Origin of the sequence: Agrococcus citreus (genome assembly GCF_039527715.1) — a bacterium.
GTDB lineage: Bacteria > Actinomycetota > Actinomycetes > Actinomycetales > Microbacteriaceae > Agrococcus > Agrococcus citreus.
This window is the reverse complement of sequence record NZ_BAAAKK010000005.1, coordinates 790,841-803,986: the sequence shown is the minus strand read 5'-3', so window position 1 is coordinate 803,986 and position 13,146 is coordinate 790,841. Positions and strand designations below refer to the sequence as shown.

Here is a 13,146-nt window from a genome sequence, read left to right as displayed (position 1 = left end):
ACCATAGGACGTCGGGCAGCAGCGCTGCAGCGCCCGAAGACTTCCGCGCCGCGACTCTCTCGCGAAGCGCGACCTCCCCCCTCCAATGTACAAGGAGCACATGTATGGATTGGCGTGATGACGCTGCCTGCCTCACGGTGGACCCCGAGCTGTTCTTCCCGGTGGGCAACACCGGACCGGCGCTCGAGCAGATCGAGAAGGCGAAGGCTGTCTGTGCGACGTGCCCGGTGACCGAGATGTGCCTGCAGTACGCACTCGAGACGAGCCAGGACTCCGGCGTGTGGGGCGGCCTCTCCGAGGACGAGCGCCGCGCGCTCAAGCGTCGCGCCGCACGCGCCCGCCGCGCGGGCTGACGCAGCACGGATGCAAGCGGGGTCGCCGGAAGGCGGCCCCGCTTCTGTGTGCGGCGAGCGGTTCGCTCAGGCCTCGTCGTCCTCGCGGATGTACGAGATCGGCACCTTCACGGTGACCTCGGTGCCCTCCACAGCACGGGCACCCCAGTCGATGGTGCCCGACAGCTCACCGGTGACGAGGGTCTTCACGATCTGCGTGCCGAGCCCGGCGCCGACCCTGCCCGGCGGCAGCCCGGCGCCGTTGTCGCACACCTGCACCGTCAGCCAGCCGTCGGCCCGCTTCGCGGTGATCCGGACGAGTCCGTCCTGGCGCCCGACGAGGCCGTGCTCGACGGCGTTGGTGACGAGCTCGGTGAGGGCGAGGGCGAGCGGCGTGGCATAGCCGCTCGGCAGCACGCCGAACGAGCCGATCCGCTCGGTGCGCACCCGTGCCCCGTGGATCGAGGCGAGCTCGCTCGTGAGCTTCATCGATCGGTCGAAGACCGCGTCGAAGTCGACCGACTGGCTCAGCCCCTCCGAGAGGGTGTCGTGGACGACCGCGATCGACGACACCCGTCGCTCCGCATCCTGCAGCGCCGTGCGCGCCTCGACGCTCTTCGTGCGTCGCGACTGGATGCGCAGCAGCGCCGCCACCGTCTGGAGGTTGTTCTTGACGCGATGGTGGATCTCGCGGATCGTCGCGTCCTTCGTGATGAGCGTCTGCTCCTGCATGCGCAGGTCGGTCACGTCGCGCACGAGCACGATCGCGCCGAGCCGAGCCGCGCCGCTCCGCAGCGGCACGGCGCGCAGCGACAGCGTCACCGATCGGGTCTCGATGTCGGTGCGCCACGGCGCCCGGCCGGTGACGACGAGCGGCAGCGCCTCGTCGACCTCGTGCGAGTCGTCGATGAGCTCGGTGGTGATCTCGGCGAGCGACTCCCCCTCGAGCTCGCCCGGGAAGCCGAGGCGGGTGAAGGCCGAGAGCGCGTTGGGGCTCGCGAAGGTCACCGTGCCGGCCTGGTCGAGCCGGATGAGTCCGTCGGACGCGCGGGCAGCCCCGCGCCGCGGGCCGCTCGGCGCCGCCTGGTCGGGGAAGTCGCCGTCGGCGATCATGCGGAAGAGCTCGGATGCGCACTCACGGAACGTGCGCTCCTGCCGGCCCGCGCTGCGGGTGTCGGCGTGGTTGGCGTGCCGCGTGACGACCGCGATGGGCTGCTCCACGAGGGCCGTCGACGGCTCCGCCTCCCGGCGCCGGACGGGGAAGGCCTTCACCTTCGCGTCGGTCTCGACACCCCACTCGGGCGAGTCGGCGTCGAGCGTCACACCCTCCTCGAAGGCGCGACCGACCTGCTCGCGCCACGAGTTGCGCACCGGCTGCCCGACGATGTCGCGGTAGAAGAGGGTCGCCGCTCCCGCGGGGCGCGCGTGCTGGACGGCGATGTAGCCGTCGTCGTCGCCGGTGGGCAGCCACAGCACGATGTCGCCGATCGCGAGGTCGGCCAGCAGCTGGAAGTCCGCCACCAGGCGGTGCAGCCATCGCAGGTCCTGCTCGCTCATTCTGCCGTAGCGCTCGGCGATCGACGTCAGGCTCGTCACCGGGTCAGCCTAGCGCCGGTGCGCTCGGTGCCGGATCAGCGTCCCTCCCGCATCAGCGCAGCGCCGCCCGCCATGAGCGCCGCGGCCGCTCGGCGGCCCGCAGCGATGCGCGGCTGACGGGCACCGGCTGGGGCGAGAGCGTCGCGGCGAGCTCCTGCACCCGCCGCCGCAGCCTCGAGCGACCGGCGACGTCGACGAGCGGCCTCCCCTCGAGGAGCGCCGCGTCGGCGGCGCGGCCGTCGAACGGCCAGCACGCCTCGGGCGTCACCTGCGCGAGCCGCCGCAGCGTCTCGTGCACCGCGCGCTCCGGCGCGACGCCGATGGCACCCGGCCGCACCTTGTTCACCACGACGCGCACCCGCGCTTGCGGCGCGACCTCCCGCAGCTCGGGCAGCGCGCGCACGAGGCGCGCGACCGCGACCGGATCCCCGCCCGCCATCACGACGACGTCGTCGGCCGCCTCGAGCGTCGCGATCGTCGCAGCATGGCGCCTCGGCGCGAAGAGGTCGCTCGAGATCTCCTCGTCGCGCTCGAGGCTCGCCGCGACATCGACGACGGTCGCGTCGACCCAGTCGCGGCAGCGCGCGAGCACCTCGGCCACCCGCTCGCCGCCGAGCTCGGGCCACCGGCTCGCCCGCCCGATGCCCGTGAGCACCTGCACGACACCGCCCATGGTCGGCACCGCCTGCGCGATCCGGTCGAGCTCATCGACGGTCAGGCTGCCCGCGCGGGCGAGCCGCGCCGCGGCCGCGAAGCCGGGCGACTCGTCGAGCAGGCCGAGCGACGGCGCGACGGCCGCGCTCGTGGTGTCGGCGTCGACGAGCGCGACCCGCCTGCCCAGCAGCGCGAGCTCGGCCGCGAGCGCGATCGCGGCAGTCGTGCGTCCCGGCGCTCCGGACGGCCCCCACACCGCGATGACCCGACCGCGCGGCCGATCAGGCCCTGGATCGGCCGCGCCCGGCGCGATGGCGGCCTCGATCGCGCCGAAGCCATCGGACCACGAGACCGCGTCGAGGCCGAGCGTGGCCGCGCGCACCCGTTCGCCCTCGTCGTCGGCGAATGCGACGAGCCGGAGGCCGCGCTCGTCGCACGCGTCGACGAGCTGCCGGCTCGCGTGCCGGGCGTCGGCCACGACGAGCACGAGGTCGATCCGCGGCTCTGCCTCGGGGCTCCGCGCTGCGACGCGCTCCACGAGATCGGTCGCGGTCGCCGCGCGGATCACCACCCGGTGGCCATGGCGCGCCGCCTCGCGCACGATCGCGTCCTCGCGCTCGAGCGGCGCGGAGACCGCGATCCCGATCACGGCGACGCCTCGACCGGCTGCGCGAGCGGCACGACGCTCATCGCGTGCTCGTTCGATGCCGCTTCGAGCAGCAGAGCTGTCTGGTCGCGCGGCACGAGCAGCTCGAGCTGCACGGCCGCGGTCGCGAGGATGCCCTCGTCCTCGACGACCCCGGCGACGATCGCGTCGTGCACGAGCACGGCCGGCGCCGCGAATCCGTCGTCGGTCGGCGTCGCCGTCCAGACGTCGACGAGCGCGCCGGCGCGCACCGCCCGCGGCAAGGCGCTCTCGAGGTCGATCACGACAGCCGCGCGGTCGACGCTCGAGGCACTGCCGACCGCGCGCAGCGGCAGCACCTCCCCCTCGCCGACCGTCGCCGCCACGATGAGTCCCACCGGGTCGGCGGAGCCCTCGAGGTACCGGTCCTGCGACTGCGGCATCCGCACGGCGACCGGCTGCACGTCGCCCTCCGCGATCGTCTCGCCCGGCAGCAGCGTGCGCGTCGCGGACCACCCCGCCTCGGTCCGCGCGGACTGCTGCACGACGAGCCAGACGCCGAGGAGAGATGCGAGCACGAGCACGACGCCGATCACGAGCCTCGGATCCAGCCAGGTGCGGCGCGCTGCCATGGGTCCTCCCTCGTCGGAGCACCACGGTGGCAGGTCGCGCACGTCGGTCGCTGAAGTTCTCCACAGGCTCGCGCCGCCTTCTCCGCGGCTGGCCCACAATGGGCCCATGGAGTTCGAAGCACGCCGATTCCTGGCCGTCGCCGACGTCGCCGACGTGCTCGGCATCACGCCGGCCGCGGTCGCCGAGCTGCTCGAGTCCGGCGAGCTGCGGGGGCTGCGCGTGCGGGGCGCGTGGCGGATCGCCGACGACGAGGTGCAGGCGTGGATCGACCGCGAGCTCGAGCTCGAGCGGCGACGGGGATTGTGGCGCCAGGCGCAGGCGGCGAGCATCACCGACCTCTTCGGAGGACGCTGACAGCCACGGCCGAGCGCGTCAGGGCAACCGCACCCAGTCGAACGCTCGGAAGGGCACGATGCGCCACGAGCGCACCGTGCCCAGCCGAGGCGGCTGACCCGGCTCGTGCTCGGCCAGATCGAGGTGGTCGCGGCCGACGCGGTCGATCGTGCCGGCGAGCGGCATCGACCCCTCGAGGATCACCGGCACCCGTCGGCGGGCGAGGTCGCGCAGCGCGAAGGCGAAGCTCAGCCTCGCCTGGAGGTCGCTCCCGCCGGCGGCACGGAGCGAGCCGGCCGCGCCGTCGGCGTCGAGCGCGACGGTCGCGATGGCGTGGAGCGGCACGAGCGCGCCCGTCTCGGCCGGCGCGTCCTCGATCACGAGGCCGTTGAGCCAGTCGCGGCCGAGTGCCATCCGCCGCAGCCGGAGTCGGGCGCCGCCGCGCAGCGTCAGGTCGAGCTGGCGGGGCGCGGCGGCGATGCGGTCCCGCAGCTCGAGCCTGCCGACGCGGAAGCGCTCCTCCTCGGCCTCCAGGTCGCGACGCTCGGCGCCGAGCTCGGCCTCGAGCTGGCTCTCGAGGTCGTCGAACAGGTCGTCGAAGCGCACGCGAGCGAATCTAATCGCGCCGCGATGGCGCGGGTGCGGGGTTCTCCACAGGACAGAAGTGCCCCATCCCCTCACCTTCGCGGTTGGGTCTATCTTCTCCCGCACACGGAGGGGGCCGGCAGTGACGCGACGACGCATGACGACCGTGGACGCGGAGGAGTTCTTCGACTTCCAACCGTGCTCGTCCGAGGGCCTGCCCGACCCGATCGGGCTGCTCGAGAACCTCGCGACGAGCGTGATCGAGATCCTGCTCGGCGTGCGCGACGTGCAGCAGATCGCGCGGTTCGTGACCGAGCCGACCTACGACATGCTCGCGGGGCGCGCGCTCACCGCGCGGCGCGCTCGCGCCGCCCAGCGCGACCGATCGGTGCCCGGCTTCACCATCTGCAGCGTCCGCGCCTGCCATGCGGCCGACGGGGTCGTCGAGGGCGCGGTCGTCGTGCGCACGGCCGTCCGCTCGAGAGCCGTCGCGATCCGGCTCGAGGGCCTCGACGACCACTGGCGCGCGACCGCGATCGCGGTCCTGTGATGCTGGCCGCTGCGCCTCCTGCCGCTACGGGCTCGGGCTCGGGCGCTCCACGTCGTCGGGAGCGGCGGCGGCACCGTCTGCCGCACCGTCGGGAGCCGGCTCGGTCCCCGCCTGCTGGGCCGCGAGCTCAGCGTCGATGCGCGCCTTGACGTCGGCGCGGTCGTTGATGCGGCGCACGCGGCGGTTGAAGTCGTACATCAGCAGCATGATGGCGATGGCGACGAGCGCAGTGACGGCGAAGCCGATCACGCCCGGCGTGACCTGGTTCGGGTCGAACGGCAGCGGCTCGGCGCCCAGGATGTGCATCAGTCCTCCTCGACGCCCGCGAACAGGTCGTCCTCCATCGCGGCGTGCGCGGCTCGCGGTCGCACGAGCTCGTAGTCGTCGGTCGGCCAGGTGCCGAGCAGCAGCTCGTGCGGCCAGAAGAAGAAGCGCGAGTCGGGCTCCACCTGGCTCGCGTGGGCGCGCAGCGCGCTGTCGCGGGCGCCGAGGTGGGCGCCCACGTCGATGCGCGTCGTCATCGTCTCGCCGCGCTCGCCCAGCCGCTGCGCCCACTCGCGCATGAACGGCAGCCGGTCGTCGTCCGGCGTCTGCGCCTCGACGGCCGCGAGCAGCGCGCGCAGCCGCGCCCCGCTCATGCTGCGGTCGAAGTAGACCTTGGGCACGTCCCAGGGCTCGCCGAGCTCAGGCAGGCCCGCGGCCGCGTGCTCGACCGCCCACATCGTCACCTCGTGGCAGCGGATGTGGTCGGGATGCGGGTAGCCACCGGTCTCGTCGTACGTGACGACGACGTGCGGGCGCAGTCGGCGGATGAGCCGCACGAGCGGGCGCCCCGAGATCTCGAGCGGGATCGTCGCGAACGACAGCTCGCGGAGCGGCTCGCCCTCGTCGGGCAGCCCGGAGTCGACGTAGCCGAGCCAGACATGGTCGATGCCGAGCGCGGCCCGAGCCTCCTCCATCTCGACGCGGCGGAGGCCGGTCATGTCGCGCGCGGCGCGATGCTTCGACTCGAAGCCCTCGTTCAGCACGCTGCCGCTCTCGCCCCCGGTGCAGGAGACGACGGTCACCTCGGCACCGTCGGCCGCATATCGGGCAAGGGTCCCGGCGCCCTTGCTCGACTCGTCGTCCGGATGCGCATGCACGGCGAGCAGGCGTCGCACGGCTTCTCCTCCCCTGCCCGCCGGGCCGCACCGGACGGCGCGACGACTAGACTGGGCAGGCTCCCATCCTCCCACGACAGGCTCCGATGACCGACCTCGCAGCACGCTACGGACGCACGCGCGCACGCACGCAGCGCGAGAGGACGCTCGGCTGGAGCGTCGGCCTCGGGATCCTGCTGATCGCGGTCGCGTGGGTGTGGTGGGTCGGCACCGATCCCGCCTCGACGCAGCTCCAGTCGCGCACGATCGGCTACGTGATCGAGGACGACTCCACCGTCGCCGTCACCTTCGAGGTCTCGGTCGACGCCGGCACCCCGGTGCGCTGCGCGGTCGAGGCGCTCAACACCGCGTACGGCGTCGTCGGCTGGGTCGAGCTCGACCTCCCGCCCGCCGACGCGCACACCTCCAGCCATCGCGTGGACGTGCGCACGAGCGAGCTGGCCACGACAGGATTGGTCTCGGACTGCTGGGTGCCATAAGATGGCACGCGAGCCGGCCCGCACGGGGCCGGTTCTTCGCATATCGGGAGACCACATGAACGGCACCACGGAGAGCTGGCTGTCCCAGGAGGCCTACGACCGCCTGCAGGGCGAGCTGGAGCACCTGCAGGGGCCAGTGCGAGCCGAGATCGCCAAGCGCATCGAAGAGGCTCGGGACGAGGGCGACCTCAAGGAGAACGGCGGCTACCACGCCGCCAAGGACGACCAGGCGCAGATCGAGGCCCGCATCTCGCAGATCACGCAGCTGCTGCGCACCGCCAAGGTCGGCGACGCACCCCAGGCATCCGGCGTCGTCGAGCCGGGCACCGTCGTCACGGCCACGATCGCGGGCGACGAGACCACCTTCCTCGTGGGCAACCGCGAGATCCACGAGGCCGGCGACGACCTCGACGTCTACAGCGAGGCGAGCCCGCTCGGCGCGGCGATCGTCGGCCTGAAGATCGGCGCGAAGACGTCGTACCAGACGCCCAACGGCGCCACGATCGACGTCGAGATCAAGGACGTCCAGACCTACGCGGGCTAGGCGCGCGACGACGAAGGGCCCCGCGGCGTCGGCTGCGGGGCCCTTCGTCGTCGTCGGTGCGGCTATCGCACCTGCGGCTCGTAGCCCGCCCGGCGGAGCGCCGCGAGCACGCGCTGCGCGTGCTCGGGACCGCGGGTCGTGACGGAGATGTCGAGCGCGACGTCGGCGATCGAGGTCCACGTGTCGTGCTGCGTGTGCAGCACCTCGACGACGTTGGCCTGCTCGTCCGAGACGATCTGGGCGATGATCGCGAGCTGACCGGGCCGGTCGGGCAGCGCGAGCCGCACGTTGAGATAGCGCTCCGAGGCGGCGAGGCCGCGCGCGATCACGCGCTCCATGAACAGCGGGTCGATGTTGCCGCCCGAGAGCACGGCGACGGTCGGACCGTCGGATGTGACGAGCCCCGTCATGATCGCGGCCGTCGTGACCGCGCCCGACGGCTCGACCACCAGCTTGGCGCGCTCGAGCAGCACGATCATCGCGCGCGCGATGTCGTCGTCGGAGACCGTGACGATCTCGTCGACCGCGGCCTGCACGATCGAGAACGGCAGGGTGCCCGGGCGCGAGACGGCGATGCCGTCGGCGATGGTCGGACGGGTGACGATCGTCGTCGGCTCCCCCGCCGCGAGCGAGTCGACGAACGACGCGGCGCGCTCCGCCTGCACGCCCACGATCCGCACGGTGCGGCCCGTCAGGGCGGCGCGCTGCCGCACCGCGGATGCCACGCCGGCGGCGAGCCCGCCGCCGCCGAGCGGCACGACGATCGTCGCGACATCCGGCACCTGGTCGAGGATCTCGAGGCCGACGGTGCCCTGGCCGGCGATGATCTGGGCATGGTCGTAGGGCGGCACGAACGTGGCGCCCGTGCGCTCGACGTGATCGATCGCAGCGGCCAGCGCCGACTGGAAGTCCATGCCGCGCAGCTCGACGTCGGCGCCGTAGTCGCGGGTCGCCTGCAGCTTCGGCAGCGCGACGCCGAGCGGCATGAAGATGGTCGAGCGGATGCCGAGCTCGGTGGCCGAGAACGCGACGCCCTGCGCGTGGTTGCCGGCCGACGCCGCGACGACGCCGCGCTCGCGCTGCTCGGCGTCGAGCTGGGAGAGCATGTTGTACGCGCCGCGGATCTTGTAGGCGCCGGTGCGCTGCAGGTTCTCGCACTTGAGCAGCACATCGGCGCCGAGGATGCCGCTCAAGTACCGCGAGCGCTCCATCGGCGTCTCCTGCACGATCCCGCGGAGCCGCTCGCGCGCCTCCTCGAAGTCGGACAGGCTCGGGCCCGGCAGCGCTGCGCCGCGCGCCTCGACGGTCGGTTCGGGCGTCGTTCGATCGATCATCGGATCGTGTCCTCCACGGTCGGTCGGGGCGTCGTGCGCCACGAGCCCGAGGCGACCGTCGTGATGAAGCTGTTGACGAAGGCGACCACGGGCACGGCGAAGAAGGCGCCCGCAATGCCGGCGATCGTCGAGCCCGCGCCCACCGCGAGCACGACGGCGAGCGGGTGCACCTTCACGGCGGTGCCCATGATGAGCGGCTGCAGCACGTGGCTCTCGATCTGCTGCACGAGGAGCACGATGCCGAGCATGATGACCGCGGGCCAGAGGCCGAACGACACCATCACGACGAGCACGGCGATGGCGCCCGTCACGACGGCGCCGATGATGGGGATGAAGGAGCCGAGGAAGACGAGGATGGCGATCGGGAGCACGAGCGGCGTGCCGCCCTCGAAGAAGAGGCCCAGGATGAAGGCGCCGAGGCCGATGCCGACGGCGTCGATGAAGGCGACGAGCACCTGCACGCGGACGAAGTTGCCGAGCGTCACCCAGCCGGTCCGGCCCGCCCCGTCGGTCGCGGCACGCGCGCGCTCCGGCAGCACGCCGAGGATCCAGCGCCAGATGCGGCGGCCGTCCGCGAGCGTGAAGATGAGCGCGAAGAGCGTGAGCACCGCGCCCGCGAGGAAGTGGCCGACCGAGGACCCCACTGAGAGCGCGCTCGAGACGATCGAGGAGAGGTCGTCGCGCACGGTCTCGAGCACCCCCTCGACCGATGACTGGAGATCGGCCTGGTCGATGCCGAAGGGCAGCGAGACGACCCACGCCTGCGTCTCGGACCAGAAGTCGACGGCGCGCTCCTGCAGCACCGGGTACTCGCCGCGGATCTGCGCGATCGCGAGCCAGCCGAGGCCCGAGACCGCGACGAGCAGCGACAGGATCGCGAGGGCGACGGCGAGCCCGCGCGGCCACCGAGCGCGCACGAGCGCGTCGACCGCGGGCAGGAGCAGGGCCGTCAGCAGCGCCGCGACGAGCACCGGGATGACGACGATGCGGAACTGCACGACGAGCCACAGGGCGATCGCGGCGGCGGCGGCGATCGCGACGAAGCGCCACGCCCACGCTCCGGCGACCTGCATGCCGCGAGGCACCAGCGCGTCCGCGGCGCGCGCGGACGCGGGTGGCACCTCGATGCGAGGCCGTCGGAGCATCATCCTGCGATCCTACGGCGCACCGCTGTGACGCCCGGCGCATGCGTCGGTGGCCGTTGATAGCCTGCGGCGCGTGACAGCTCCTGCCAGGATGTCCGCCGCCCAGGCCCGCCGCGTCGCGATCGCCGCCGGCTTCCTCGACGGCTCCGTGCCGGGCGAGCGCGGCCGCACGGGCACGCGCACGCTCGAGCGCGCGGTCGAGCGGCTCGGGCTGCTGCAGCTCGACTCCGTCAACGTCTTCGAGCGCAGCCACTACCTGCCGCTGCTGTCGCGGCTCGGACCCTACGACCGGACGGCGCTCGACCGCCTGCTGCACCACGACCACCCGCGCCGTCCGCGCCTAAGCGGCTACACCGAGTACGTCGCGCACGAGGCGGCCGTCATCGCCGTCGACGACTGGCCGCTGTGGGCGTGGAAGCGCCGGCAGCCGATGCGCGCGAGCGACGAGCGATGGGCAGCCGAGCACGCCTCGCTCATCGACGGCGTGCTCGCGGAGTTCGCCGAGCGCGGGCCGATGCGCCCGAGCGACATGGAGCATCCGGCGCACGAGCGGCTGCCGGGCGGCTGGTGGAACAAGTCGGATGCGTACTGGGCGACCGCGGTGCTGTTCCGGCGCGGTGCGCTCGTGACCGCCGGGCGCAGGAGGTTCGAGCGCCAGTACGCGGTCGCCGACCGGGTGCTGCCGGCAGCGGCGCAGGTCGAGCTCGAGCGCGAGGACGCGCAGCGCATCCTCGTCGCGCGCGCCGCCGAGGCGCACGGCGTCGCGACCCTCGACGACCTCGCCGACTACCACCGGCTGCCCGTCAAGGACGCGAAGGCGGCGGTCGACGACCTCGTCGACGACGGCACGCTCGAGCCGGTCGACGTCGAGGGCTGGGGCCGGCCCGCCTGGCTCTGGGCGGGCGCGCGACGGCCGCGGCGCGTGCGCGCGACGGCACTGCTCTCGCCCTTCGACCCGCTCGTCTGGCACCGGCCGCGCGCCGAGCGGCTCTTCGGCTTCGCCTACCGCATCAGCATCTACACGCCAGCGGCGGAGCGCCGCCACGGGTACTACGTGCTGCCGGTGCTCGTCGACGACGAGCTCGTCGGCCGCGTCGACCTCAAGAGCGACCGGCGGGCGGGCGTGCTGCGCGTGCAGCACGCGACGATCGAGCCGCACCAGGCGCACCGAGCCGACGAGCTCGCCGCGCGACTCGCGCCCGTCCTCGAGGAGGCGGCCGGGTGGCAGGGGCTCGAGCGCGTCGAGGTCGCGGGGCCGGGGACGTGGGCGCGGGAGGTGGCGGGGGCCTTGCCGAGGGTCTAGCTCAGAACTGGATGCGGGGCGGCTCGGCGACCGCGCCGGTCTGGTCGACCTCGAAGAACTGCCGCGGCACGGCGGCGGCGTTGGCCCACAGCGACGTCGGGAAGCGACGCCCCTTGGCGTTGAGCTCGCGCGCACCGGTGTTGTAGTCGCGGCGACGCGCCTGCGCCTCGTCGTCGAGCGCGGCGAGCGCGGTGCGGGCGTCCGCGGCCTGCGACCCGAGCGGCTGCGACGCCGCGGCGTGCACGAGCGGCCGGAGCACGCGCTGCACCTCGGCCTCCGCCTCGGCCTTCGAGCCGGGCAGCAGCGCTCCCTCGAGCGCGGAGAACGCCCGGTCGGCCTGCTCGCGCTGCGGCTCCGCCGCGGTCGCGAGCAGCGGCGCGGCGACCGCTCGGCGCCGCTCGAGAGTGGAGGCGAGGGCGCGCCAGCGCTCGTCCACCGAGGCGCTCAGGCGCCGCATCGAGGCGAGCGCGCTGCCCACCCAGATCGCGCCGATGATCGCGACGACGACGAGGGCACCGACGACGATCCAGATGACGGTCAGCGTGTCCATGCATCCACTGTAAGCGGCTCAGTCGCCGAGCACTCGCCGCGTCCAGCTGCTCGCGAACGTGCGGTCGGGGTCGAGCTCGTCGCGAGCCCGGAGGAAGTCCGAGAACCCGGGGAACCGCTCGGCGAGCTCGGGCGCGCGCAGCGAGTGGAGCTTGCCCCAGTGGGGTCGACCGTCGTGGGCGAGCAGGATCGGCTCGACGATGTCGAACAGCGGGCGCGGGTCCTCCCGCCACCAGCGGTGGGCCGCGATGTAGCCGGTGTCGCGCCCGTGCGCGGTCGACAGGTGCGCGTCGTCGCCGGCACTCGCGCGCGCCTCGAACGGGAAGGTGAGCACGAGGTCGGCGCGCCGCAGTGCGCGGTCGATCTCGCGCAGCGCCTCGGGCACCGCCGCGATGGGCAGGCCGTACTCCAGCTCGCGGAACCGCACGGCCCGCGGCGCGGTGAACACGTCGTGGCTCGGCTCGGTGAACGAGCCGCGCGGCATCGCGCGCGCCGCGAGCGTGTTCACCGACGGCGCGAGCGCCGGCACGAGCGCCGCGGCGCCGAGCAGCGCCCGATGGCCGACGTCGGTGAGCACCCGCTCGTCGAGGAACCTCCCCACGGTGGATCGCGGCCGCAGCGGACCCTCGACCCGCGTGTTCGACTTCGTGGCGGCGAGCCGGGTGGCGGCGAACCAGTAGAGCTCGAAGTGGTCGGTGCGCTCGTTGAGGCCCATCCAGTCGTCGAGCACCGCGTCGAGGCCGAGCGTCGTCTCGACCGCCTGCAGCGCGAACGCGGGCACGCACTGCAGCGTGACGTCGACGAGCACGCCCAGTACGCCGAGCCCGAGCCGCACCGCCGGCAGCAGCTCTGGCCGCTCGGTCTCGCTCACGCGCACGATCTCGCCCGTGCCCGACACGAGCGTCGCCGCGACCACAGTCGCTCCGATCGACGGATGCCGCAGTCCCGTGCCGTGCGTGCCGGTCGAGATCGCGCCGGCGATGGTCTGCGAGTCGATGTCGCCGAGGCAGTCCATCGCGAGCCCGCTCGGCGCGAGCAGCGCGGGCACCTCGCGCAGCTTCGTGCCCGCGAGCAGCGTCGCGCGGCGGCGCTCCGGGTCGACGCCGAGCAGCCCGGCGAGGCCGTCGACCGAGAGCTGCGCGTCGTCGGGACGCGCGGCGCCAGAGAAGGAGTGTCCGCTGCCGACCGGCCGAAGGGTGCCGCCGCGCGCCCGCACGCGCTCGACGACGTGCTGCACGTCCTCGGCGGTGACGGGTGCGTGCACCTCGCGGGGCTCAGCCGACTGGGACCTGGCCCAGTTCCTCCACGTCACGCGTCGCCTCCC

At 73.6% G+C, this 13,146-nt stretch carries 16 protein-coding genes; 6 read left to right on the top strand and 10 right to left on the bottom strand.

Going from position 1 to position 13,146, the window contains the following annotated elements:
• The first annotated feature begins 104 nt into the window (after positions 1 to 104).
• The gene (locus tag ABD106_RS12750; protein ID WP_021010012.1) at positions 105 to 353 is read left to right on the top strand and encodes a WhiB family transcriptional regulator; all 249 of its coding nucleotides are present in this window, start codon (positions 105 to 107) and stop codon (positions 351 to 353) included.
• A 66-nt stretch (positions 354 to 419) separates the two neighbouring features.
• On the opposite strand, the gene ABD106_RS12745 is transcribed toward ABD106_RS12750, so the two are convergent.
• Genes ABD106_RS12745 through ABD106_RS12735 form a run of 3 tightly spaced genes read right to left on the bottom strand, consistent with a single transcriptional unit; the run spans position 420 to position 3,839 of the window.
• Positions 420 to 1,928, bottom strand: a complete 1,509-nt coding sequence (locus tag ABD106_RS12745; protein ID WP_343920919.1) for a sensor histidine kinase — start codon at positions 1,926 to 1,928, stop codon at positions 420 to 422.
• A 52-nt stretch (positions 1,929 to 1,980) separates the two neighbouring features.
• On the bottom strand, positions 1,981 to 3,231 hold the full coding sequence (locus ABD106_RS12740) for a CpaE/TadZ family protein (RefSeq protein ID WP_343920917.1): 1,251 nt from the start codon (positions 3,229 to 3,231) through the stop codon (positions 1,981 to 1,983).
• A complete protein-coding gene (locus ABD106_RS12735; RefSeq protein WP_343920915.1) occupies positions 3,228 to 3,839 on the bottom strand; it encodes a hypothetical protein in 612 nt (203 codons plus the stop codon). Before ABD106_RS12735 ends, ABD106_RS12740 begins: the two co-directional genes overlap by 4 nt.
• A 106-nt stretch (positions 3,840 to 3,945) precedes the next feature.
• Between ABD106_RS12735 and ABD106_RS12730 the strand changes: the two genes are divergently transcribed.
• Positions 3,946 to 4,194 (top strand): helix-turn-helix domain-containing protein, encoded by a 249-nt coding sequence (locus tag ABD106_RS12730; protein WP_343920913.1) that lies wholly within the window; start codon positions 3,946 to 3,948, stop codon positions 4,192 to 4,194.
• Between the two features lie 18 nt (positions 4,195 to 4,212).
• Here ABD106_RS12730 and ABD106_RS12725 read toward each other — a convergent pair whose 3' ends face one another.
• Positions 4,213 to 4,779: a hypothetical protein gene (locus ABD106_RS12725; RefSeq protein WP_343920911.1), complete on the bottom strand. Its 567-nt coding sequence runs from the start codon at positions 4,777 to 4,779 to the stop codon at positions 4,213 to 4,215.
• A 136-nt stretch (positions 4,780 to 4,915) separates the two neighbouring features.
• Between ABD106_RS12725 and ABD106_RS12720 the strand changes: the two genes are divergently transcribed.
• Positions 4,916 to 5,308: an Rv3235 family protein gene (locus tag ABD106_RS12720; RefSeq protein ID WP_343920909.1), complete on the top strand. Its 393-nt coding sequence runs from the start codon at positions 4,916 to 4,918 to the stop codon at positions 5,306 to 5,308.
• Positions 5,309 to 5,332: 24 nt separating this feature from the next.
• Here ABD106_RS12720 and ABD106_RS12715 read toward each other — a convergent pair whose 3' ends face one another.
• On the bottom strand, positions 5,333 to 5,614 hold the full coding sequence (locus tag ABD106_RS12715) for a hypothetical protein (protein ID WP_343920907.1): 282 nt from the start codon (positions 5,612 to 5,614) through the stop codon (positions 5,333 to 5,335).
• A complete protein-coding gene (gene mca / locus ABD106_RS12710; protein WP_343920905.1) occupies positions 5,614 to 6,468 on the bottom strand; it encodes a mycothiol conjugate amidase Mca in 855 nt (284 codons plus the stop codon). Before mca ends, ABD106_RS12715 begins: the two co-directional genes overlap by 1 nt.
• Before the next feature lie 86 nt (positions 6,469 to 6,554).
• Between mca and ABD106_RS12705 the strand changes: the two genes are divergently transcribed.
• Entirely contained in the window at positions 6,555 to 6,947 is a 393-nt protein-coding gene (locus ABD106_RS12705; RefSeq protein ID WP_343920903.1) for a DUF4307 domain-containing protein, read from the top strand.
• A gap of 55 nt (positions 6,948 to 7,002) precedes the next feature.
• On the top strand, positions 7,003 to 7,491 hold the full coding sequence (gene greA / locus ABD106_RS12700; protein WP_343920901.1) for a transcription elongation factor GreA: 489 nt from the start codon (positions 7,003 to 7,005) through the stop codon (positions 7,489 to 7,491).
• A 62-nt stretch (positions 7,492 to 7,553) separates the two neighbouring features.
• Here the strand turns inward: greA and ilvA are convergent, their stop codons facing one another.
• Positions 7,554 to 8,825, bottom strand: a complete 1,272-nt coding sequence (gene ilvA, locus ABD106_RS12695) for a threonine ammonia-lyase (RefSeq protein WP_343920899.1) — start codon at positions 8,823 to 8,825, stop codon at positions 7,554 to 7,556.
• A complete protein-coding gene (locus tag ABD106_RS12690; RefSeq protein ID WP_343920897.1) occupies positions 8,822 to 9,898 on the bottom strand; it encodes an AI-2E family transporter in 1,077 nt (358 codons plus the stop codon). Before ABD106_RS12690 ends, ilvA begins: the two co-directional genes overlap by 4 nt.
• Before the next feature lie 145 nt (positions 9,899 to 10,043).
• On the opposite strand from ABD106_RS12690, the gene ABD106_RS12685 reads away from it, so the two are divergent.
• A complete protein-coding gene (locus ABD106_RS12685) occupies positions 10,044 to 11,273 on the top strand; it encodes a winged helix-turn-helix domain-containing protein (protein WP_343920895.1) in 1,230 nt (409 codons plus the stop codon).
• Position 11,274: 1 nt separating this feature from the next.
• Here ABD106_RS12685 and ABD106_RS12680 read toward each other — a convergent pair whose 3' ends face one another.
• Positions 11,275 to 11,823: a LemA family protein gene (locus tag ABD106_RS12680; RefSeq protein ID WP_343920893.1), complete on the bottom strand. Its 549-nt coding sequence runs from the start codon at positions 11,821 to 11,823 to the stop codon at positions 11,275 to 11,277.
• A gap of 18 nt (positions 11,824 to 11,841) precedes the next feature.
• Complete coding sequence (locus tag ABD106_RS12675; protein ID WP_343920891.1) at positions 11,842 to 13,134, bottom strand: D-arabinono-1,4-lactone oxidase; 1,293 nt, start codon at positions 13,132 to 13,134, stop codon at positions 11,842 to 11,844.
• Positions 13,135 to 13,146 lie beyond the last annotated feature (12 nt).

What these genes read in the sequence shown, in the direction of transcription:
- ABD106_RS12750 (WP_021010012.1), top strand. Translation starts at nt 105, where the DNA reads ATGGATTGGCGTGATGACGCTGCCTGCCTCACGGTGGACCCCGAGCTG.
- ABD106_RS12735 (WP_343920915.1), bottom strand. Translation starts at nt 3,839, where the DNA reads ATGGCAGCGCGCCGCACCTGGCTGGATCCGAGGCTCGTGATCGGCGTC.
- ABD106_RS12730 (WP_343920913.1), top strand. Translation starts at nt 3,946, where the DNA reads ATGGAGTTCGAAGCACGCCGATTCCTGGCCGTCGCCGACGTCGCCGAC.
- ABD106_RS12720 (WP_343920909.1), top strand. Translation starts at nt 4,916, where the DNA reads ATGACGACCGTGGACGCGGAGGAGTTCTTCGACTTCCAACCGTGCTCG.
- ABD106_RS12715 (WP_343920907.1), bottom strand. Translation starts at nt 5,614, where the DNA reads ATGCACATCCTGGGCGCCGAGCCGCTGCCGTTCGACCCGAACCAGGTC.
- ABD106_RS12705 (WP_343920903.1), top strand. Translation starts at nt 6,555, where the DNA reads ATGACCGACCTCGCAGCACGCTACGGACGCACGCGCGCACGCACGCAG.
- greA (WP_343920901.1), top strand. Translation starts at nt 7,003, where the DNA reads ATGAACGGCACCACGGAGAGCTGGCTGTCCCAGGAGGCCTACGACCGC.
- ilvA (WP_343920899.1), bottom strand. Translation starts at nt 8,825, where the DNA reads ATGATCGATCGAACGACGCCCGAACCGACCGTCGAGGCGCGCGGCGCA.
- ABD106_RS12690 (WP_343920897.1), bottom strand. Translation starts at nt 9,898, where the DNA reads ATGCAGGTCGCCGGAGCGTGGGCGTGGCGCTTCGTCGCGATCGCCGCC.
- ABD106_RS12680 (WP_343920893.1), bottom strand. Translation starts at nt 11,823, where the DNA reads ATGGACACGCTGACCGTCATCTGGATCGTCGTCGGTGCCCTCGTCGTC.